The sequence below is a fragment of the Nocardiopsis gilva YIM 90087 genome, assembly GCF_002263495.1.
Lineage (GTDB): Bacteria > Actinomycetota > Actinomycetes > Streptosporangiales > Streptosporangiaceae > Nocardiopsis_C > Nocardiopsis_C gilva.
Genome location: NZ_CP022753.1, coordinates 4496352 through 4516879 on the forward strand (window position 1 = coordinate 4496352; position 20528 = coordinate 4516879).

The 20528-nt window shown below is 70.6% G+C and carries 18 protein-coding genes and 2 pseudogenes; 9 read left to right on the forward strand and 11 right to left on the reverse strand.

What is annotated here, in order from left to right:
• Positions 1 to 58: 58 nt before the first annotated feature.
• The 3 genes and pseudogenes from CDO52_RS20190 to CDO52_RS20200 all read left to right on the forward strand — a co-directional run bounded on the left by CDO52_RS20190 (position 59) and on the right by CDO52_RS20200 (position 3375).
• Positions 59 to 1347, forward strand: a pseudogene (locus CDO52_RS20190) (M14 family metallopeptidase).
• Between the two features lie 57 nt (positions 1348 to 1404).
• A pseudogene (locus tag CDO52_RS20195) lies at positions 1405 to 2274 on the forward strand (IS5 family transposase).
• A 270-nt stretch (positions 2275 to 2544) separates the two neighbouring features.
• A complete protein-coding gene (locus tag CDO52_RS20200) occupies positions 2545 to 3375 on the forward strand; it encodes a sulfotransferase domain-containing protein (protein WP_083920053.1) in 831 nt (276 codons plus the stop codon).
• A gap of 97 nt (positions 3376 to 3472) precedes the next feature.
• On the opposite strand, the gene allB is transcribed toward CDO52_RS20200, so the two are convergent.
• A complete protein-coding gene (gene allB, locus CDO52_RS20205; protein ID WP_026126178.1) occupies positions 3473 to 4825 on the reverse strand; it encodes an allantoinase AllB in 1353 nt (450 codons plus the stop codon).
• Positions 4826 to 4957: 132 nt separating this feature from the next.
• Positions 4958 to 6250: a DUF6986 family protein gene (locus CDO52_RS20210; RefSeq protein ID WP_017620745.1), complete on the reverse strand. Its 1293-nt coding sequence runs from the start codon at positions 6248 to 6250 to the stop codon at positions 4958 to 4960.
• Positions 6251 to 6653: 403 nt separating this feature from the next.
• On the opposite strand from CDO52_RS20210, the gene CDO52_RS20215 reads away from it, so the two are divergent.
• Positions 6654 to 7418 (forward strand): IclR family transcriptional regulator, encoded by a 765-nt coding sequence (locus tag CDO52_RS20215; RefSeq protein ID WP_026126180.1) that lies wholly within the window; start codon positions 6654 to 6656, stop codon positions 7416 to 7418.
• Positions 7419 to 7502: 84 nt separating this feature from the next.
• Here the strand turns inward: CDO52_RS20215 and era are convergent, their stop codons facing one another.
• The 6 genes from era to CDO52_RS20245 form a co-directional block, all read right to left on the reverse strand.
• Positions 7503 to 8471: a GTPase Era gene (gene era, locus CDO52_RS20220; protein ID WP_017620747.1), complete on the reverse strand. Its 969-nt coding sequence runs from the start codon at positions 8469 to 8471 to the stop codon at positions 7503 to 7505.
• A gap of 92 nt (positions 8472 to 8563) precedes the next feature.
• Entirely contained in the window at positions 8564 to 8911 is a 348-nt protein-coding gene (locus CDO52_RS20225; RefSeq protein WP_017620748.1) for a cytidine/deoxycytidylate deaminase family protein, read from the reverse strand.
• 71 nt (positions 8912 to 8982) lie between these two features.
• A complete protein-coding gene (locus CDO52_RS20230) occupies positions 8983 to 10413 on the reverse strand; it encodes a hemolysin family protein (RefSeq protein WP_094932614.1) in 1431 nt (476 codons plus the stop codon).
• Positions 10410 to 10910, reverse strand: coding sequence for an rRNA maturation RNase YbeY (gene ybeY / locus CDO52_RS20235; protein ID WP_017620749.1), 501 nt, complete (start codon positions 10908 to 10910; stop codon positions 10410 to 10412). The genes CDO52_RS20230 and ybeY overlap by 4 nt, the downstream gene beginning before the upstream one ends.
• 52 nt (positions 10911 to 10962) lie before the next feature.
• Positions 10963 to 12072, reverse strand: coding sequence for a PhoH family protein (locus CDO52_RS20240; RefSeq protein WP_017620750.1), 1110 nt, complete (start codon positions 12070 to 12072; stop codon positions 10963 to 10965).
• Positions 12073 to 12257: 185 nt separating this feature from the next.
• Entirely contained in the window at positions 12258 to 12614 is a 357-nt protein-coding gene (locus tag CDO52_RS20245) for a histidine triad nucleotide-binding protein (protein WP_017620751.1), read from the reverse strand.
• A 404-nt stretch (positions 12615 to 13018) separates the two neighbouring features.
• Between CDO52_RS20245 and CDO52_RS20250 the strand changes: the two genes are divergently transcribed.
• Positions 13019 to 13552, forward strand: a complete 534-nt coding sequence (locus CDO52_RS20250) for a SigE family RNA polymerase sigma factor (RefSeq protein WP_026126181.1) — start codon at positions 13019 to 13021, stop codon at positions 13550 to 13552.
• On the forward strand, positions 13549 to 14328 hold the full coding sequence (locus CDO52_RS20255; protein ID WP_094932615.1) for a hypothetical protein: 780 nt from the start codon (positions 13549 to 13551) through the stop codon (positions 14326 to 14328). The genes CDO52_RS20250 and CDO52_RS20255 overlap by 4 nt, the downstream gene beginning before the upstream one ends.
• Before the next feature lie 9 nt (positions 14329 to 14337).
• Here CDO52_RS20255 and CDO52_RS20260 read toward each other — a convergent pair whose 3' ends face one another.
• From CDO52_RS20260 to hrcA, 3 genes are read right to left on the reverse strand one after another with little or no spacing between them, the layout of a single operon-like run.
• Positions 14338 to 15096, reverse strand: a complete 759-nt coding sequence (locus CDO52_RS20260; protein ID WP_017620754.1) for a 16S rRNA (uracil(1498)-N(3))-methyltransferase — start codon at positions 15094 to 15096, stop codon at positions 14338 to 14340.
• A 21-nt stretch (positions 15097 to 15117) separates the two neighbouring features.
• Positions 15118 to 16266: a molecular chaperone DnaJ gene (gene dnaJ / locus CDO52_RS20265; protein ID WP_017620755.1), complete on the reverse strand. Its 1149-nt coding sequence runs from the start codon at positions 16264 to 16266 to the stop codon at positions 15118 to 15120.
• The gene (gene hrcA / locus CDO52_RS20270; RefSeq protein ID WP_017620756.1) at positions 16267 to 17280 is read right to left on the reverse strand and encodes a heat-inducible transcriptional repressor HrcA; all 1014 of its coding nucleotides are present in this window, start codon (positions 17278 to 17280) and stop codon (positions 16267 to 16269) included.
• 536 nt (positions 17281 to 17816) lie between these two features.
• Here hrcA and CDO52_RS20275 point away from each other — a divergent pair.
• From CDO52_RS20275 to CDO52_RS20285, 3 genes are all read left to right on the forward strand, one after another.
• Positions 17817 to 18617: a DUF3097 domain-containing protein gene (locus CDO52_RS20275; RefSeq protein ID WP_026126182.1), complete on the forward strand. Its 801-nt coding sequence runs from the start codon at positions 17817 to 17819 to the stop codon at positions 18615 to 18617.
• Between the two features lie 100 nt (positions 18618 to 18717).
• Complete coding sequence (locus CDO52_RS28875) at positions 18718 to 19638, forward strand: DUF4870 domain-containing protein (RefSeq protein ID WP_017620758.1); 921 nt, start codon at positions 18718 to 18720, stop codon at positions 19636 to 19638.
• 165 nt (positions 19639 to 19803) lie between these two features.
• Positions 19804 to 20340, forward strand: a complete 537-nt coding sequence (locus CDO52_RS20285) for a DUF4870 domain-containing protein (protein WP_026126184.1) — start codon at positions 19804 to 19806, stop codon at positions 20338 to 20340.
• The last annotated feature ends 188 nt before the right edge of the window (positions 20341 to 20528 follow it).

Genomic DNA, 20528 nt, shown 5'->3' on the forward strand with positions numbered 1-20528 from the left:
TCAAATGGGCAGTGCAGTTCAGCGCCTCACCTCCCCCACATCCCCCACAGGAGGCACTGTGCAACGGAGCAGACTGTTCATCCCCGCTGCCCTCATCCCCCTCGTTCTGAGCACCGCCATGACCGCCAGCGCCGCCCCCGCGACCGCCGGGGACGAGGCGTCGCCCCAGCGCTACGCGGTCGCGGGCCCCTCGACTCCCCAGGAGCGCACCGAGATCGCCCAGACCGGCGTCGCCATCGACGAGGTGGGCGAGCAATCGGTGGTCATCACCGCCACCCCCGCTGAGGCCGACCGAGTCGACGCGCTCGGCTACGACCTCGTCGAGCTCCCCGATCCCAGCGCGTCCGACGCGCCGGGACTCCAGGACTTCCCGCCGAGCGACTCCGCCTTCCACAACTTCGACGAACTGACCGAGGTCGTGGACACAACGGTCGCCGACCACCCCGACATCGCGAAGAAGCACGTGATCGGCTCCACCTACCGGGGCCAGGACATCATGGCCGTCAAGATCAGCGGCAACGTCGAGACCGACGAGGACGAGCCGGAAGTCCTCTTCACCCACTCCCAGCACGCGCGGGAGCACCTCACCGTCGAGATGGCGGTGTACCTCCTGGGCATATTCACCGACGAGTACGGCCAGGACCCGGAGATCACCGAGTACCTGGACAGCAGGGAGATCTGGATCCTGCCCAACCTCAACCCCGACGGCAGCGAGCACGACATCGCCACCGGCAGCTACCGTCACTGGCGCAAGAACCGCCAGCCCAACCCCCGCACCAATGCGGTGGGCACCGACATGAACCGCAACTGGGACTACAACTGGGGCTGCTGCGGCGGATCCTCGGGATGGCCCTCGTCCCAGACCTACCGCGGCGCGTCCCCCGAGTCCGCCCCCGAGGTCAAGGCCGTCGCCGACTTCGTGCGCGGCCGGGTCGTCAACGGCGAGCAGCAGATCACGGTCGCCATCGACTGGCACACCTACAGTGAGCTGGTCCTGTGGCCCTACGGCTACACCTACGACGAGACCGGCCCGGGCATGACGCCGGACGACTACGACACCCACGCCGAACTCGGCCGCCTCATGGCGGGACCAACGGCTACACCCGGAGCAGTCCAGCGACCTGTACATCACGGACGGGACGATCAACGACTGGCTGTGGGCGAGCAGCGGATCTTCAACTACACCTTCGAGATGTACCCTCCAGCCAGTCCGGCGGCGGCTTCTACCCGCCGGACGAGGTGATCCCCAGGGAGACCACGCGCAACCGCGAGGCCGTCATGCACCTCCTCGACTACGCGGACTGCCCCCAGCGCGTCATCGGCAAGGAGGCCGAGTACTGCGGCTAGGGCCTGTTTTTTGAATCGGCGGGTGGAGTGGGGCTCGCGCTGGCAATCTTGGTGAGCGTGTCCGGCCGTCATGAACTCACCGATGCCGAGTGGGCCCTGCTCGCCCGCTCATGCCCGACAACCCGCCCAAAGGCGGCCAATGGGCCGACCACCGCCGCGTCATCAACGCCGTGCTGTTCCGAACCCGCACCGGGATCCCTGGCGTGACCTGCCCGAACGCTACGGCCCCTGGGAGACCGCGGCCGGGCGCCACCGCCGCTGGTGCCTGGACGGCACCTGGCAAAGGATCGCCGACCGGCTGCGCATCGACGCCGCCACCGGAGAAGACCTGGTGGTCGGCATCGACTCCACCAGCGTGCGCGCCCACTCCCACGCCGCCGGAGCCGCGAAAAAGGGGAAGCGGTACGGGACGAAGCGGACGGCTCGGAAGCACTGGGACGTTCCCGGGCGGGCTGACCACCAAGATCCACCTGATCGCCGACCAGCGCAGGCGGCCGCTGGTGACCGCGACCAGCCCGGCCAGCGCGGTGACGCGCCCATGTTCGAGCCGCTGATGGTCGCCCTGCACCTGCCCGCTCGGTCGGGCGCCCCGGACCAGGCCCGACCGGCTGCTCGCGGACAAGGCCTACTCCTCAGCGGCGATCCGCTCCCACCTGAGCAGGCGCGGTATCAAGGCGACCATTGCCCAGCCCGCCGACCAGCGGGCCAATCGCAGGCGCAGGGATCGGCGGGCGGTCGGCCCCGGCTTTCGACCGGGGTGCCTACCGCGGCCGCAACACTGTAGAACGGGCGATCAACCTGCTCAAGCAGAACCGGGCCGTGGCCACCAGGTACGACAAGCGCGCCGCGATCTACGACGGGACCGTCCAGCTCGCCTCGATACGGATCTGGCTACGCGACCTCACCCGTTCGAAAAACACTGCCTAGCCCGCACCCCTACTCCGTCTCCCGCCGTGTCGGGCAGGGGCCGAGGGACACCCGTCCCTCGGCCCTGCCACCCGCCCACATGCCATCGTGGCGGGAGGGGCTCGACGACAAAATCCGAACGCCCGATCGAGGGCAAACGGCATTCCAGCCGCCATTCGGACACCGGCATCGATTTCATTCCGTTGCGCGGACGCACGCCCGTGTTTCCATGGGTGCGACGCGGCAATTCCGCCATCGGTTTCCGAGTCGAATGAGGTTGGGCGTACCCGCATGCCAGGATTCCCTCCCCTCTACAATATCTTCACCCCACCGCCCCCACCCGAGATAGCGCAGGACTGCGATGCGGCGCCGCCCGACTTTGTCGGCGTGGGAACGATGAAGTCAGGAACCACCTGGTGGTGGTCGATCCTCATGAGCCATCCGAATGTCTTCTCGTCGCGCGAATCCGCTTCTCCCGGTCATCCGCCACGCAGTCTCCACGACCTGAACGATCAGATCTACGGGGCGAAGGAAATTCATTTCTTCAACCACTACGGCGGTGTGCGGGATATCGATCCCACGCTCTACCACCGCTATTTCCCACGACCCCCCGGCACCATCACCGGAGAGTGGACGCCGCGGTATATGTACGATTTCTGGGTACCGCCCATGCTGCGGCGGGCGGCCCCCGATGCCAAGCTCCTGATTCTGCTCCGCGACCCCGTGGAGCGGTTCGTGTCCGCGCTCGCCCACCAGTCGGCCTGGGGATCCGACCTCGACCCCGTCTCCATCGACCACCAGTTCAGGAGGGGGCTGTACTGGCAGCAGGCGCGGAATCTGCTGAGCTACTTCGATCGGGACCAGATCCTGGTGCTGCAGTACGAGCGGTGCGTGCTCGATGTCCACCAGGAGGCCAAGCGCACGTTCGCCTTCTTGGGGCTCGACACGGACACATGGCGACTACCTCAGGACTGGAATCGCCGCGTCGGGCTTGACCACCCCAAACCCGATATCGACCAGGCCACGCGCGATGCCGTGCGCGCTGCCTACCAGCCGGACGTCGAGCGGTTGTTGGCCGAGTTCCCCTCCGTGGACGGATCCCTGTGGCCGACCGCGCCGTGACGCGCGCCTGGTGTCCCACAGCGCGTCGGGCGCGGTCATCCGTCCGCCGAGGAGGGCTCGCTTCGCCCACCGCGACGCCCGGCCGTGGCGGCCCCGGTCAGCTCCGGGAGAGCAGACGGCCCTGCGGGTGGGCGGTGTCGACCCGCTGTCCACGCAGCCAGGTCTGGCGGACCACGCCGGTGAGTTCGCGGCCGTCATAGGCGCTGAGGGGATGCTTGTGCTGCAGCGTCGCGGCGTCGATACGGGTGGAGGCCGCGGGAGCCACCACGGCGAAGTCGGCGTCGTAGCCGACCTGCAGCCGCCCCTTGCCGCGCACGCCCGCGATCTCGGCGGGGCGCCGCGCCATCCAGCGCACCACGTCGCTCAGCGCGTATCCGCGCGCGCTGGCCTCCGTCCAGACGGCCGGGAACCCGACCTGCAGGCCGGACACCCCGCCCCACGCCGTGCCGAAGTCGCCGGTGGCCAGATCCTTGAGGTCCGGGGTGCTCGGCGAGTGGTCGCTGACGACGCAGTCGATGAGGCCCCCGCCCAGGGCCTGCCACAGGGCGTCCCGGTTGGCCGCACCGCGGATGGGCGGGCAGCACTTGAACTGCGTCGCCCCGGCCGGCACCTCTTCGGCCGCGATGGTGAGGTAGTGGGGGCACGTCTCGACGGTGAGCGGGACACCGTCGTCCTTGGCCTCCTTGATCAGCGGCAGCGCGGTCGCGGTGGACAGGTGCAGGATGTGCGACCGGGTGCCGGTGGCCCGCGCGGTGTCGATGACGAGCCGGATCGCCGCGTGCTCGGCCTCGTCGGGACGAGAGGCGAGGAAGGAGTCGTACGCGCGGCCCTGGGCCGGCGGGGCGGCGTCGAGGACCTGCGGGTCCTCGGCGTGCACGATGATCATCCCGCCGAACGCGCCGATCGCGGCGACGGCGGCACGGAACTCCTCGGGGCTCAGGTGGCCGAACTCGTCGACGCCCGACGGCGAGAGGAACGACTTGAAGCCGTAGACGCCCTCCTCGTGCAGGGCGCGCAGCTCCGCGGCCGTCTCCGGTCCGGTGTTCTCCGGTACGGCCCCGCCCCAGAACCCGACGTCGACGGCGACCTGGTCGCGCGCGACGGCGCGCTTGACGTGCAGCCCGTCGACCGTCGTCGTGGGCGGGACGCTGTTCAGCGGCATGTCGACGATCGTGGTGACGCCCCCGGCAGCGGCGGCGCGCGTGGCCGTGGCGAAGCCCTCCCACTCGGTCCGCCCGGGTTCGTTCACGTGCACGTGGCTGTCGACCAGGCCGGGGAGCAGCACCTCGTCCTCGGCGAGTTCGACAGCTCTCTCGGCGTCCAGCCCGGCGCCCGGATCCGCGACGGCGGCGATCCGCCCGCCGCTCACCCCGATCTCGACGGCGCGCTCGTCATCCCCCACGATCGCCCGCCGGGCGCGGATGGTCAGGTCGTAGTCGTGTTGTGCCATGTCGTCCGATTCCACTCGTGGTCCACAGGTCGATTCATCGCGATGGAGGCGCGGCCCGCCGTCCGGGTTGACGGGGTGCAAGGGGTTCCCCCGAGAACCCCGCGTCCGCCATGCCCGGGCGCCGGGGCCGACTCAGCCCACACGGCGGGCGGCCAGCGCGGTGAGGGTGTCGACTCCCGCCCCCGCGGCCTTCTCGACTTCGGTCTCGCCCAGCGCGCCGCAGCGCAGGCCGCGGACCAGGGCCGCGGACAGGGCCTGGGCGGTCGCCGGTTCGTCCTGCACGCCGCTGTCCAGCGCGCCGAGGTAGGCCCTGAGGCGGTCGGCCGCCGGGGCGAACGCCTCCCGGTAGAAGGCGTAGGTGGCCAGGTAGCGCGTGGGGAGCTGGTGCGGGTGCATATCCCAGCCCTGGTAGAAGGCCCGCTCCAGGGATCGGCGGACCAGTCCGGCGTGCAGCCGCCAGGCCGCGTGCACCTCCACCGGCGTTCCCACCGGGAGTACGTTGGTGGAGCCGTCCGACAGCCACACCCCCGTTCCGGCGGCGGCCAGCTGCATGACCGCCTTGGCGTGATCGGCCACCGGGTGGGCCATGCTCTGGTAGGCGGCGGTGACCCCGCACGCGGCGCTGTAGTCGTAGGTGCCGTAGTGCAGGGCGGTGACGCGCCCGGCGCCCGCGTGCACCATGCGGGCCACGGCGGCGGTGCCGTCCGGGGCGAGGACGGACTGCGGGGTCTCGATCTGCAGCTCGAAGCCGAGCCGCCCCGCGTCGAGCCCGAACCGCGACTCCAGCTGCTCGGTCACCCACACCATCGCTGTGACCTGCTCGACCGAGGTGATCTTGGGCAGGGTCAGCACGAAGCCGTCGGGGAGGTCGCCGGCGCCCTCGAGCACGGTCCCGATGAAGAGGGCCAGACTGCGCAGGCCCCGGTGCCGCCCGGCGGCCTCCATGCCCTTCATCCGGATGCCGACGTAGGGCGGGGCCGCGCCCGCCGCCAGATCGGCGCACAGCGCCGCGGCGGCCTCTCGCACGTGCCCGTCCTCCTCGGCGTCGGAGCGGGCGCCGTAGCCGTCCTCCAGGTCGATCCTGAGGTCCTCCACGGGTTCGGTGCGCAGCTTGTCCAGAACGCGCGGGAGGCAGTCGGCCACCATGTCCTCGGCCAGGCCGGTCGCCGTCGCCAGTGCCGCGGCGTCGGGGGCCGCCTCGCCCAGGATCTCCAGGGCCTGGTCACCCCACGCACGCGCGATTCCCGCGTGGACGCGGTCGGCCGGGATGTAGACGGTGTGCACCGGCTGACGCCGCCCCCGCTCCCCCGGATATCGTTCCAGCAGGCTGGCATCGGCATCGGCCAGCCGCCTGTCAAGGGCATCGTTCAGATCGTCCAGGCCGATAGCGGCCAGGTCCGCGCCGCCCTGCGGAGAACCCTGCATACCCACTGCTGATGACCCTTTCCGTGTGTGACTCCGGTCGGCCACGGCCGGGCTTGCCCCTACAGAATCCCGATCCGAGTGCTTCTATATAGCGGACATTAACTTCTACAATTCGGAAGAACAAGAGCAAGCGGCGGAGACACCACCCCCGAGGCCACCACGAACACCACCACCAGGCCCTCGGGAACCCCGAACGGGTATCGTCCACTGCTTCCGTATCGCAGAATAAGAACTCCGAAGAGTGTGACCGCGAGGATCCGCGAACAGCGATCGATCGGAGCGGTCACGTGTTGGGAGCTGGAGACCCTTGGCAACGTCACCGACAGCGGCCGGCGGCAACGGCGCCGCCGATCCCCTCGCCTCCGGAGCCACCGGCGCCCCCGTCGGGTCGGACTCCGATCCCCTGTCCGGCCCCCGCCCGCGCCCCGGCGGGGTCCAATCGCTGGACCGGGCCTTCGCGCTGCTGGAGATCATGGCCGACGCGGGCGGGGAGATCTCACTGAGCGAACTGGCCGACGCCTCCGGCCTGCCCCTGCCCACCATCCACCGGATCATCCGCACGCTGGTCGGCAACGGCTACGTGCGCCAGCTGCCATCGCGGCGGTACGCCCTGGGCCCCCGGCTGATCGGCCTCGGCGAGAGCGCCTCCCGCATGCTCGGCACCTGGGCCCGGCCCCACCTGTCCCAGCTCGTCGAGGACCTCGGCGAGACCGCGAACCTGGCGATGCTCGACGGCGACAAGGTCGTCTACGTCGCCCAGGTCCCCTCCCCGCACGCCATGCGCATGTTCACCGAGGTCGGCCGGCGCGTCCTGCCGCACTCCGCCGGTGTCGGCAAGGCCCTGCTCGCCCAGCTGCCCGAGGACGAGGCACTGGCCACCGTCCGGCGCACCGGCATGCCGGCCGCCACCGACCGCACCATCACCACACCCGAGGCGTTCGCCGCCGAGCTGGCCAAGATCCGCGAGCGCGGATACGCCATCGACGACGGCGAACAGGAGATCGGCGTGCGCTGCCTGGCCGTCGGCGTCCGGGGCGGCCCGGCCATGATGGCCGTCTCGATCTCCGGTCCGGAGGCCCGGGTCAGCTGGGACTTCGTCGAGAAGGCCGCGCCCATCGTGCAGCGCACCGCGGCGTCTCTGGCCGGAGACCTCAACCACCAGAACTGATCGCCCGCGGCGGCGCCGAAACACCTCGCCCCACCCGGAGAGGCTCCGGGTGGGGCGGAGATCAGCGCGGGTCGGCCGCCGACGTCAGGTCTGCTGGTCGAAGCCCAGCCGGCGCAGCTGCTTGGGGTCGCGCTGCCAGTCCTTGGCGACACGCACCCGCAGGTCCAGATAGACGCGGCTGCCCAGCAGGCCCTCGATCTGTTTGCGCGCGGCCGACCCGACCTGGCGCAGCCGCGCGCCCTTCGTGCCGATGACGATGGCCTTCTGGCTCGGGCGCTCCACGTACAGCGAGGCGTAGATGTCGATGAGCTCCTTGCCCGGCGGGGTGTCCGCGCGCGGGGCCATCTCGTCGACCACCACCGCGATCGAGTGCGGCAGCTCGTCGCGGACCCCTTCGAGGGACGCCTCCCGGATGAGCTCGGCGACCAGCATCTCGTCGGGCTCGTCAGTGAGATCGCCGTCCGGGTACAGCGGCGGCCCCTCGGGCAGGTGGCCGCAGAGAACGTCGGTGACGGTGTCGACCTGGAACCCGCTGTCGGCCGAGACCGGCACGATGTCGGCCCACTCCCCCAGCCGGTCCACGGCCATCAGCTGCTCGCCGATCTGCCGCTTGTCGGCCAGGTCGGTCTTGGTGACCACCGCGATGACCGGGGTGTCGGTCTGCGCGGCGAGCTCGCCCGCGATGTAGGTGTCGCCGCGGCCGATCGGCTCGTTGGCCGGGACGCAGAACACGATGACGTCGACCTCGACCAGTGTCGAGCGCACGAGGCTGTCGAGCCGCTCGCCCAGCAGCGTGCGCGGCTTGTGCAGCCCGGGGGTGTCCACGACGATCAGCTGGGCGTCGTCGCGGTGCACGATCCCGCGCACCGTGCGCCGGGTGGTCTGCGGGCGATTGCTGGTGATCGCGACTTTCTGTCCCACCAACGCGTTCATCAGCGTCGACTTGCCGACGTTGGGCCGGCCGACGAAGCAGGCGAACCCGCTGCGGAACCCCTCCGGGTAGGAGGGCATGGCGAGCGGGACTCGCAGCTTCTCGAGGTCGAGGTCGTTCATTACTCCAGTGTCACCTGTGTCAGGAGCGCTCGGGACCAGGAACGGGCGTGCGTCGGCGCACGTGGGCGCCGGTCCCGGGCTGTGTCGTCACGTCAGCTCGTGCCGCCGCGCAGGGAGCCGTCGGGGGCGACCAGCAGCAGCGTGGCCGTCTTCAGATCCGCCGCCACCGCGGTGTCGGTCTCGGGCAGCTCGTCGGCGTCGGTGACCACGACGGCCGCCTCCAGCCGCTCGGCTTCACTGGAGACCGCGGCCGCGACGGCGGCCTGCAGGGCCGACAGGCGCAGCGCGGGCAGGTCGACCGTGGTCGCCACGTACGTGCGACCGGTCTCATCGCGCACCGCCGCGCCCTCGCGCGCCCCGTTGCGGGCGCGGGACGCGCGGGCCAGCGTGATGAGCTTCTCGTCCTCGGGGTCGAGGTCGCGGGGGGGCGTGTCGGTCACGGGTCTGTTCTCCATTCGTCAGGTCACCGGTGAACTGATCACCGATCATGCGGCGGGCCGGGTGCCGGGTGTCAGCCGCTCTCGGCGGAGTCGGGGTGGCCCGTCTCCGCCGGCTCGTCCGGGATCCGTTCCACCAGGACTGTCGCGGTCCGGTTGCGGCGCCCGACCGCGTCCTCGGCGGTCAGCCTGAGCCCAGCGTAGTCCGCCCGGGACCCGCTGATGGGGACCCGCCCCAGGGCGTAGGCCAGCAGGCCCCCGACGGTCTCGACATCGGCGGTGTCCAGCTCCACCTCGAACAGCGCGGCCAGCTCGCCCAGCGGCAGCCGGGCGGTGACCCGCGCCCGGTCCTCCCCGAGCCGCTCGATCGGCGGGATCTCGTCGTCGTACTCGTCGGTGATCTCGCCGACGATCTCCTCGACGATGTCCTCGATCGTGACCAGTCCGGCCGTGCCGCCGTACTCGTCGATCACCACCGCCACGTGCGTGCGCTTGTGCTGCATCTCGCGCAGCAGCCCGTCGATGGGCTTGGAGTCCGGCACGTAGTAGCCGACCCGCATGACGTCGCGCGCGGTGGTCCGCTCGGACGCCGCGGGGTCGCCCTTCTCGGCCCACAGCTCGCGCATCCGCGCGGCCACGTCCTTGATGTAGAGGATTCCGATGACGTCGTCCTCGTCCTCCCCGATCACCGGGATGCGGGAGAACCCGCTGCGCAGCGCCAGGTTCAGGCAGTCGTCCAGCACGGCGTCGTGGTCGACGAACACGATGTCGGTGCGCGGCACCATGACCTCGCGGACCGAGGTGTCGTCGAGCTTGAACACCGAGTGGATCATCTGCCGTTCCTCGGCGTCGATCACATGCCCCCGCTCGGCCAGGTCGACCATGCGCCGCAGCTCGTCCTCACTGCTGAACGGCCCCTCGCGGTCGCCCTTGCCGCGCGGGGTCAGCCCGCGTCCGACGCGGACCAGGACGCGCGCCAGCGGACCGACAAGTACGCCGATCGGCGTCACGAGGGCCGCGCTGGCCAGCGCGATGGACTCGGCGAACTGGCGGCCCAGGATGCGGGGGGTCACCCCGATGAGCACGTAGTCCACGAGGACCATGAGCACGCCGGTCAGCCCGACGGCCGTCCAGCTCAGCCCGAAGCGGCCGATGAAGCCGACCGCCAGCGCCAGCCCCGCCAGGACCTCGCAGACCACCCGGAGCAGCAGCACCACGTTGAGGTGGCGCACCGGATCGGCGGCGATGGCCTCCAGGCGCCGCGCACCGATCCGCCCCGTGTCGACGACGTGGCCGACGCCCATCCGCGCGGTGCGGGTGACGGCGACCTCGGCGCTGACGAAGAACGCGGCGAGCACGGTGAGGACGGCCGCAGCGGTGAACGCGCCGATGGGCGGGATCGCGCTGTGGACCGCGACGGCCGGCGCGACCGGTCCGGCGTACTGCGAGGCGACCGCCGAGAGGACCGAGAGAACAGGGCCTTCGGCGGCGCCGGTGGCGCTCATCGGGTGGTGTCGTTCCTCTCCCCGGCGGAATCGGCGGCCTCAGCCGCGAGGAGTCCCCGCCACCCCGCCAGGATCTCGCCCTGCAGGCCGAACATCTCCCGGTGCTCCTCAGGCTCGGCGTGGTCGTAGCCGAGCAGGTGCAGGATGCCGTGCGTGCACAGCAGGTCGGTCTCGTCCTGCGCGCTGTGTCCGGCCTTCTCCGCCTGCTTCGCGGCCACCTGCGGGCAGATGATCACATCGCCCAGGATCCCCGGCTCCGAGGTGCGCTCCCCGCTTCCCGGACGCAGCTCGTCCATGGGGAAGGACAGCACGTCGGTGGGGCCGGGCTCGTCCATCCAGCGGATGTGCAGCTCGGTCATGGGGCCCTCGTCGACGAGGACGATGGACAGCTCCGCGAGCGGGTGCACCCGCATCGCGTCGAGGGCGTAGCGGGCCAGCCGGGCCAGCCGCTCCTCGTCCGCGGGGACGCCGGACTCGTTCGCGACGTCGATACTCATTGTTCAGCGCGCCTTATCTGTTCGTGGGCCCTACGGGGTCGCCCGCGGGGGGTCATCCGGCGCCGCCGGTGGTGCCGTCGGAGTCGGGCGCAGGGTCCGAGCCGCGCGCGCCCGCCGACGGGGTGCCCGAGCGGGTGCCGGAACGGCCCTTGCGATGGCTGTTGCCCTGCTGGTCGGTCTGCCGGTTGCTCTGCTCATAGTCATACCGCCCATAGGCGTCGACGATCGCGCTCACGAGCTTGTGTCGCACCACGTCGTTGCTGTCGAGCCAGCAGAAGTCGATGTCGTTGAGACCGTCCAGGATCTTCGCGATGGTGCGCAGGCCGCTGGACGTCCCGCCGGGCAGGTCGACCTGGGTGACGTCACCGGTGACCACGATCTTCGAGCCGAAGCCGAGCCGGGTCAGGAACATCTTCATCTGCTCGGGCGAGGTGTTCTGGGCCTCGTCGAGGATGATGAAGGAGTCGTTGAGGGTCCGGCCCCGCATGTAGGCCAGCGGTGCCACCTCGATGGTCCCCGAGTCCATCAGCTTGGGGATCGAATCGGGGTCCAGCATGTCGTGCAGGGCGTCGTAGAGCGGCCGCAGATACGGGTCGATCTTCTCGTAGAGCGTGCCGGGCAGGAAGCCCAGCCGCTCTCCGGCCTCGACCGCGGGGCGCGTGAGGATGATCCGGTTGACCTGCTTGTTCTGCAGCGCCTTGACCGCCTTGGCCATCGCCAGGTAGGTCTTGCCGGTCCCGGCCGGGCCGATACCGAAGACGATCGTGTGCTTGTCGATGGAGTCGACGTAGCGCTTCTGGTTGAGCGTCTTGGGGCGGATCGTGCGGCCGCGCGCCGAGAGGATGTTCATCGTCAGCACGTCCGCGGGGCGCTCGCCGCTCGCGGAGCGGAGCATGGCCAGCGTCCGGTCGACGGCGTCGGGGGTGAGGTGGGCGCCGTTCTTGGCGAGCTCGATAAGTTCTTCGATCAAGCGCACGGCCATCGCGGTCTCTTCGGGGCTGCCGCTGATGGTGATCTCGTTGCCCCGGACGTGGATGTCGCTCTCGAAGGAGCGCTCGACCGTCCGGAGGAGTTCGTCGCCGGATCCCAGCAGGTTGACCATGGTGTGCTCTTCGGGCACCACGATCTTGACCTGGGTGCTGTGTTGTGTTGACTCGACCATGGTGTGGCCTTGCGGCCGTCTCGCCCCTACCTCTCGCGTCCGTCGGCATCATGGTGACTCAGGGGCTCCGACTGAGAGGCGATGCGACCACTCACGCTCAGTGGCGTGATCGCAGAGGTCCCAGCGAAGGCTGCCGTCGATTGAATTCTATCAACGGCGCCACCTCGGGCCCGCGAGCCGCAGGCCTACCCGGGCGGCCACTCCAGACCGCGGCCCCCCAGCAGGTGTCCGTGCACGTGGAAGACGGTCTGCCCGGCTCCGGCGCCGGTGTTGAAGACCAGCCGGTAGCCGCTCTCGGCGATGCCCTCGACCACGGCCACCTCGTGCGCCTCGCGGGCGATCTCGTCCATCAGGCCGAGGTCCGCCCGGCCGACCGCCCCGGCGTCGGGGTAGTGGTCCCGCGGGACCATCAGCACGTGGGTGGGCGCCTGCGGGTTGATGTCACGGATGGCGACCGTGCGCTCGCCTTCCCGCACCATCTCAGCGGGCACCTCTCCCGCGACGATCTTGCAGAACAGGCAGTCGGGTGCGGTCCTGGCCACCGGCCCTCCCTCGTTGTCTCCTCTACGGCCAAGCAAATGTCCACCCCGCACTCTAGCGAGGACTGCGGCCGGACGCGTGCTCCCGCCCGCCCTCAGCGGCGATGCCGAGGCCCGGCCCGCTGGCCGGAGGCGGGCGGGGCCGGATGTGGCGCCGGTTCCCGCCCCCAGGGCCGACCGAAGAGGGCTATTCTGTTGCTTCGCGTGACTTCGCCCACGCCGCGCCGGTTTTGCTATGGTCGCTTCGCTCACGGACGGTGACGGCGCGGCGAATCGCGCCCGAAGGGAACCGATGACCCCTCCCGGCACACAACAGGGTCGGACAACACAATCAGGTGAGAAGAACCGGCATGCCCTTTCGTAAACCCGGCGACAAGGGCGCGCGTCCAACGGACGTGACAGAAACGATGGTCGCGGGAGCCTCCGCAGCGGCGGTGACATCGGTCGGATGGGATGCCGACCAAGCGGTGACTCAGCTGTACAGCGAGCACTATCGGCCCCTGGTCCGTTTGGCCGTCCTCCTCGTTCGCGATCACGCGACCGCCGAAGAAGTCGTCCAAGACGCATTCGTCGCCATGCACGGCGCTTGGCGCCGGTTGCGGGACCCGAGCAAGGCGCTGTCCTATCTGCGCCAGTCCGTGGTCAACCGCGCCCGGTCGGTGCTGCGGCACCGGGCCGTCGTCGAGAAGCACGCGCCCAAGGCGCTCCCCGACGCCCCCAGTGCCGAGCATGGTGCCCTCGGTGAGCTGGAACGCGCGGCGGTGATCGAGGCGCTGCGCCGACTGCCCACCCGCCAGCGCGAAGCTATCGTGCTCCGGTATTACGGTGATCTCTCAGAGGCACAGATCGCCGACGCCATGGGCATCAGCCGGGGTGCGGTGAAGAGCCATACCGCGCGGGGCATCGCCGCGCTCCGCACGGTTCTGGAGCAGACGACATGACCGATCCATACGACGAGGGCATCGATGAGCGCCTGAGCGCCATCCTGCGCGCCGAGGCCGACTCCGTCATGCCCTCTCCCGAGGGGCTGGAGAAGATCCGCGCCCGCACCGAGCAGCGCCGGGTGTGGTCGACCTTCGGTCTGCCCTGGATCCGCCCGGTCCTGGCCGTGGGCGCGGCGGCACTCATCGCCGGGTCCGTTCTGATCGGCACCCCGCAGGTGCGCGACCAGCTCCTGCCGTCGTCGCTCACCTCGCCGACCGGTCCGAGCGACATCACGCGCGAGAGAGACAGCGGCGACCGGGCCGCCGGAGAGCTGGACGGACCGGTCGCATCGGACTCCGGGACGCGCGGGCAGAACCCGGAGCAGAGCCCGTCCCCGACCGATCCCGAGGCAGGGGACGCCTCGCCCGGCGACGGTGCGTCCGGCGACGGTGCGGCCACGGCGGCCGCCTGCCCGCCCGGCCGCACCCCCAGCGGACGGCCGTCCAAGGAGGCCGACAAGGGCGACGGCTCCGACGACACGGACGGCGGCCAGGCGTCGGGCGGAGACCACGACGGGACCGACTGCGTTCCGACCCAGGACCCCGAGAACCCCGACGACACCGGGGGAAACGACCCCGATGGCACCGATACCGGCGGCGACAACGGGGACCAGGGCTCGGGCGGTGAGGACGGCACCGACGGCGCCACGCCCTCGCCCGGTACCAACACCGGCGATACCAACGACGCCTCCGGCGAGACGCCGGTCCCGGCGACCGGCACCCCGGAGATGTAGCCGGACGGGCTACCAGCGGCCGCTGCGGGCCTGCAGAACGGCGAGCGCGGCGACGCCCGCGGTGGAGGTGCGCAGCACGGTCGGCCCGAGGAGCGCACGCACGGCGCCGGCCTCCTCGAAGGCCCGCAGTTCCGCGTCGGTGAACCCGCCCTCGGGGCCCACCACCACGACGATGCCGCCCGCCGGAGCGTCCCCCGCCGCCGCGCCGCTCTCGGGGAGCTTGAGCGCGGACAGCCGCTCGTCGGTGTCCTCGTGCAGGACGATGCCCAGGTCGACGGTGGCGAGCAGGGCGGCGACGTCGCGGGTGGCGGCCAGATCAGCGACCTCCGGGATCCGGCTGCGCCGGGCCTGCTTGGCCGCCTCGCGGGCCGTGGCCCGCCACTTGGCCAGCGACTTGGCGGCGCGCTCGGCCTTCCAGCGGGTCACGCAGCGCTCGGCTGACCACGGCACGATCGCGTCGACCCCGGCCTCGGTCATGACCTCGACGGACAGCTCGCCGCGGTCGCCCTTGGGCAGCGCCTGCACGACCGTGATGGCCGGGCTGGGCCGCGGCTCGACGCGGCGCTCCCGCACGGCGCAGACCACGGAGTCCTTGCCGACGTCGGTGACCACGCAGCGCGCCCGCGTCCCCGCACCGTCGACGAGATCCACGGTCTCGCCGACGGTGATACGGCGGACCACGGCCGCGTGCCGCCCCTCGGGCCCGGACAGCAGCACGCGGTCCTGATCGAGCTCACCCGCCCCGGCCAGGAAAACCGGAGGTGTCAACGCAATCCCCTTGTTTCCCTGTTACCTGGCGCCGAACGCGTCACGCAGCTTGGAGAACAGGCCGCTGTGGCCCGGACTGAACTTGCCCGGCGGCTTGTCCTCGCCGCGCAGCTCGGCGAACTTGCGCAGCATCGCCTCCTGCTCCTCGTCGAGCTTGGCCGGCGTCTCCACGTCGACCTGGATCATCAGGTCGCCGCGTCCGCTGCCGTCGAGCCGCTTGCTGCCCCGGCCGGCCAGCGTCATGACGTGCCCGGAGTTGGTGCCGGGCCGCAGGTCGATCTCCTCGGTGCCGTCCAGGGTCTCGAAGGTGAACGAGGCGCCGAGGGCCGCGGCCGTCATGGGGACGGTGATCGTGCAGTGGAGGTCGTCGCCGCGCCGCTCGAAGATGGGGTGCGGACGCTGCACGATCTCCAGGAAGATGTCGCCGCGCGGGCCGCCGTTGGGGCCGACCTCGCCCTCGCCGGCGAGCTGGATCTGGGTGCCGTCCTCGACACCGGCCGGGATCTGCACCTTGCGGGTGACCTTCTCGCGGACACGGCCCTCGCCCGAGCAGTCGGCGCACGGGTCGGTGATCACACTGCCCTGGCCCGAGCACTGCGGGCAGGGGCGGGTGGTCATGACCTGGCCCAGGAAGGAGCGCGCGACCTGGGAGACCTCACCACGCCCGTGGCACATGTCACAGGTGCGGCGGTGGCTGCCCTTGGCCGTCCCCTCGCCCTGACAGGTGTCGCACAGGACGGCGGTGGGGAATGTCACGTCCTTGGTGACACCGAAGGCCGCCTCGGAGAGGTCGAGCTCGACGCGCACCTTGATGCTGCGCCCGCGGCGCACCCGGTCGCGCGGGCCGCGCCCGCCGCCGGGCTGCCCGCCGCCGAAGAAGGCGTTCATGATGTCGTCGAACGGGAAGCCCGTCGCGCCGAAGCCGCCGGCTCCGGCACCGGCGCCGCCACCGGGCGCGAACGGGTCGGCGCCCATGTCGAACATGCGCCGCTTGCTGTCGTCGGAGAGGACCTCGTAGGCCTGCGTCACTTCCTTGAAGCGCTCCTGGGTGGCCGGGTCGGGGTTGACGTCCGGGTGCAGCTCACGGGCGAGTCGGCGGTAAGCCTTCTTGATCTCGTCCTTGGACGCGTCCCGGCGCACACCGAGGATCTCGTAATAGTCGTTCGCCACTTACTGCCCCGCCAAAATCGTGCCTACGTACCGAGCCACAGCGCGTACCGCTCCCATCGTTCCGGGGTAATCCATGCGTGTCGGACCGACCACACCGAGCTTGGCCAGCGAGTGATCACCGATGCCGTAACCAGCGGAGACGATCGAGGTCGATCTGAAGCCCTCATGGGAGTTCTCTTCGCCGATGCGTACCGTGAGCGAGGAGGGGTCCCCCGCCTCACCAAGCAAACGGATGAGGACCACGTTCTCTTCCAGCGCTTCGAGTACCTCCCGAAGGCTAGCCGAGAAATCCATCGCGGCGAGATTCGCTGTTCCCGCCAGGACGATCTTCTCCTCGCGGCTTTCCACGAGGCTTTCCAGCAGGACCGACAGCACCGACGCCGCCATCCGCCGCTCGTCCGAGGGAACGAGCGTCGGCACATCGGCCAGGGCGGGCGGCACGTCGGTCAGCCACTTGCCGACCAGCAGCCGGTTGAGCAGAGTCCGGAGGTTCTCGACGCTGTCGTCGTCGACCCAGTCGAGGTGGTCGATCACCCGCTGCTCCACCCGTCCGGTGTCGGTGATCAACACCATCATCACCCGCTGCGGCCCCAGCGGCACGAGCTCGACGTGCTGCACGGCCGAACGGGTCAGGGACGGGTACTGGACGATCGCCACCTGCCGGGTCAGCTGCGCGAGCAGCCGCACCGTGCGGGTCACGATCTCGTCGAGGTCGACCGCACCGCCGAGGAACGTCTCGATCGCCCTCCGCTCCGCAGCGGACAGGGGCTTGACGGTGGACAGTCGGTCGACGAAGAGGCGGTAGCCCTTGTCCGTGGGGATGCGGCCGGCGCTTGTGTGCGGCTGGGTGATGTACCCCTCTTCTTCGAGAGCCACCATCTCATTGCGGATCGTCGCCGGTGAGACACCGAGGGTGTGCCGATCCGACAAGGCCTTCGATCCCACGGGCTCCTTCGTGGACACGTAGTCCTCGACGATGGCACGCAGAACCGCGAGTTTCCGGTCGTCGAGCACGCGCTCACCTCCTGGCACTCCGTGGTCTTGAGTGCTAATTCTATCCTCCATCGCAAGGTCGTTCCGGGATCGGACCGGCGGCCCGCCCCCGTCCGGGCTAAGCCGCCCCCGCGACAGCGCCCGCGATCAGGGGCGTCCGCGCCGGGGTGGCCGCCGCCACCGGGATGGCTGGAGGGGCTCCGGTCTTCAGGCGCGGGAATCCGGCTCCCTACGTATGCGGGGCAGGAAACGTCGTTCCGCCCCGGCGGAACGACGTCAGGTAATAGGATGCTCGCGTCAGGTACCGCCGGACGGGCGGGAACGGAGCCGTCAGGCTCGAAAGCCTGTGGAGACCTTGGTAAGACCACCCGAAGCGGCGGCTCTGGTCGCTGAAGCAGGAACCCACCGAGACCCGCAGAGGCGGGTGGCAGGGATCCCGGGCCTGCAGGCCCGGGAGGACGTCAATACAATCCGGGGCCGTGTGCATCCACTCACCCAACAGCAGCGAGACCGGTTCCGGACGGCGGCCCAACGGCGACCGCTACGGCGGCGACGTCCTGGCGGGCGACTGGCGCCGCCCCCGCAAGGGCAGGGTCGCCGAAGTCCCCATCGAGCGCGACCTGGTGGTGGAGTCCGCCGACGAGCGGTTCTGCGGAGCCGTGGTCGATTGGGACAAGACCACCGTCACTCTGGAGGACCGGCACGGCGGGCGGCGCGTGTTCGACCTCACCCCGGCCGCCTTCCTGGTCGACGGTGAACCCGTCACGCTCGTGCGCCCGGCGGCCGCACCGCGCGGGCCGGCGCGCAGCGCCTCCGGCTCGATCGCGGTCCAGCACGCGCGCTCCCAGGTGGCCAAGGAGAGCCGGATCTATGTGGAGGGTGTCCACGACGCCGAGCTCGTGGAGCAGGTGTGGGGCCACGACCTGCGCGTGGAGGGCGTGGTCGTGGAGTACCTGGAGGGGGTCGACCACCTCCCCGAGGTCGTGCGCGACTTCGCCCCGGGGCCGCGTCGGCGGCTCGGGGTCCTGGTGGACCACCTCGTGCCGGGCTCCAAGGAGAGCCGGATCGCCGCCGAGGTGGCCTCGCCGCACGTCCTGGTCACGGGCCATCCCTTTGTCGACGTCTGGCAGGCGGTGAAGCCGTCCGCCGTGGGCATCGACGCCTGGCCGCAGGTGCCGCGCGGCGTCCCGTGGAAGGAGGGGGTGCTGCGCGCTCTGGGCAGCCGGGAGGAGCCCGGGGAGGCCTGGCGGCGCATCCTAGGATCGGTACGGTCGTATGCCGATCTGGAACCAGAACTACTCGGGCGCGTCGAAGAACTGATCGACTTCGTTACCGCCCCGTACGTGGTGGAAGACTAGGGTCGCCTGAGAACCGACCGCGAGCACGCCTCGCGGTGCCCCCAATCCCGGGCGGTCGGACGTGACGATCGGCCCAACGCAAGCGGCATACCCAAGGGACATGATGAGCGAGACCCCGCCCAACGGACCACAGCCCCAGGACCGTCCGGCCGACGGCCAACCGGAGCCCGGCCCCACCCCTCCCGACGCGCAACCGGGTGCGGGGCAGGCGGGGACCGGTGGGCAGCCCGGGTACGGCGATCAGCCCCAGCCCCCGCAGCAGCCCGACTACGCCCAGCCGTACCAGCAGCAGCCCCCGCCGGGCTATGGGCAGCCGCAGCCGGGGTACGCCCAGCCCAGCGGCGGGCAGCAGCCCTACCCCGGGTACGGTCAGCAGCCCTACCCGCCGCAGCAGCCCCAGCAGCCCGGCTACGGGCCGCCGCCCCAGCAGCCTCCTCAGCCCCCGCAGGGCTACGAGCAGCAGCCGGGCTACGCCCAGCCGAGTGGCGGACAGCAGCCTCCGCAGGGCTTCGAGCAGCCGCAGCCCGGGTACGGCCAACCGCCCTACCCGCCGCAGCAGCCCCAGCAGCCCGCCTTCGGGCAGCCGCCCCAGCCGGGGATGGGCTACGAGCAGCAGCAGTTCCCGCAGCAGGGCTTCCAACCGCAGCAGGGGTACGGGCAGCAGGGCGCCGCCGACGACACCACGTGGGCGATGATCGCGCACCTGTCCGGCATCATCATGGCCTGCCTCGGCTGGCTGCCCGCGCTGATCGTCTTCCAGGTGAAGAAGACCCACTCGGCCTATGTCCGGCACCACGCGAGTGAGGCGCTCAACTTCCAGCTGACGCTGCTTATCCCCTACGCGCTGTCGTGGATCGTGTTCCTCGGCCTCGGGGTCTTCTACCCCGACCAGTCGTGGATCGGCTCCGTGCTGATCGCGGTGTTCTGGGCGGTGGCCATCCTGTTCGGGGTGCTGGGCTCCCTCGGCGCCAACAAGGGCGCCTGGTACCGCTACCCCGTGGTGATCCGGCTGGTGAAGTAGGGGTCCGATGCGTCCCTGTGGGCGGTCCGGAACCGGGCCGCCCACAGGGACGTCCCATCGGTGGAAGGGACCCCGTCCTCGCACGTCCCGTCGGCACCGGCGCTACGGTGGCGGAACGCGGACGTGTGACATCGACCGGTGCGGTCGGCAGAAATCGAGGAGATCATGAGCAACCCGTATCCGCCCGGCCCGCCGTACGACGGGCAGAACACCCCCTACAACCATCCCGGTGGGTACTCTCCCCCGCCCGGCGGTGACCCGGGCTACGGCCCTCCGCAGGGCGCTCCGGGTATGGGGCAGCAGCCCTATCCGCAGCAGTACCCGCAGCAGCCCTACGGCGGCCAGTACCAGCAGCCCTATCCGCAGCAGCCCGGCGGGCCGGCCAACTCCGACGACCGCACCATGGCGCTGCTCGCCCACCTCGGTGGCCTCTTCCTGGGCTTCCTTGTACCGCTCGTGCTCTACCTGGTGAAGAAGGACGAATCGCCGTTCGTCCGGCACCACGCCGCCCAGGCGCTCAACTTCCAGATCCTGGTGTTCATCGGCTACTTCGTCTCGGGACTGCTGATGATGGTCTTCATCGGCTTCCTCACCTTCGTCGCGGTCTGGATCGCCTCGATCATCATGGGGATCAAGGCGGCCATGGCCGCGAACAACGGCGAGTCGTACTCCTACCCGGTCAGCATCCCGGCCGTGAACTGACCGAGGTCGCTGCGCCTCCGGAAGAGGGCGGGCGGCCCGGGGCCGCCCGCCCTCTTCCGGTCCGGCGTCAGTGCTGTCTGCTGCGCTCACGCTCCTCCCTCGCTCCACCGCCGAAGCGAACCGGCCTTCGACGATCGGCATCGACGCCTACGCTCGCTCGATCACGTTCGCGTCGGTACTTCCCCCGC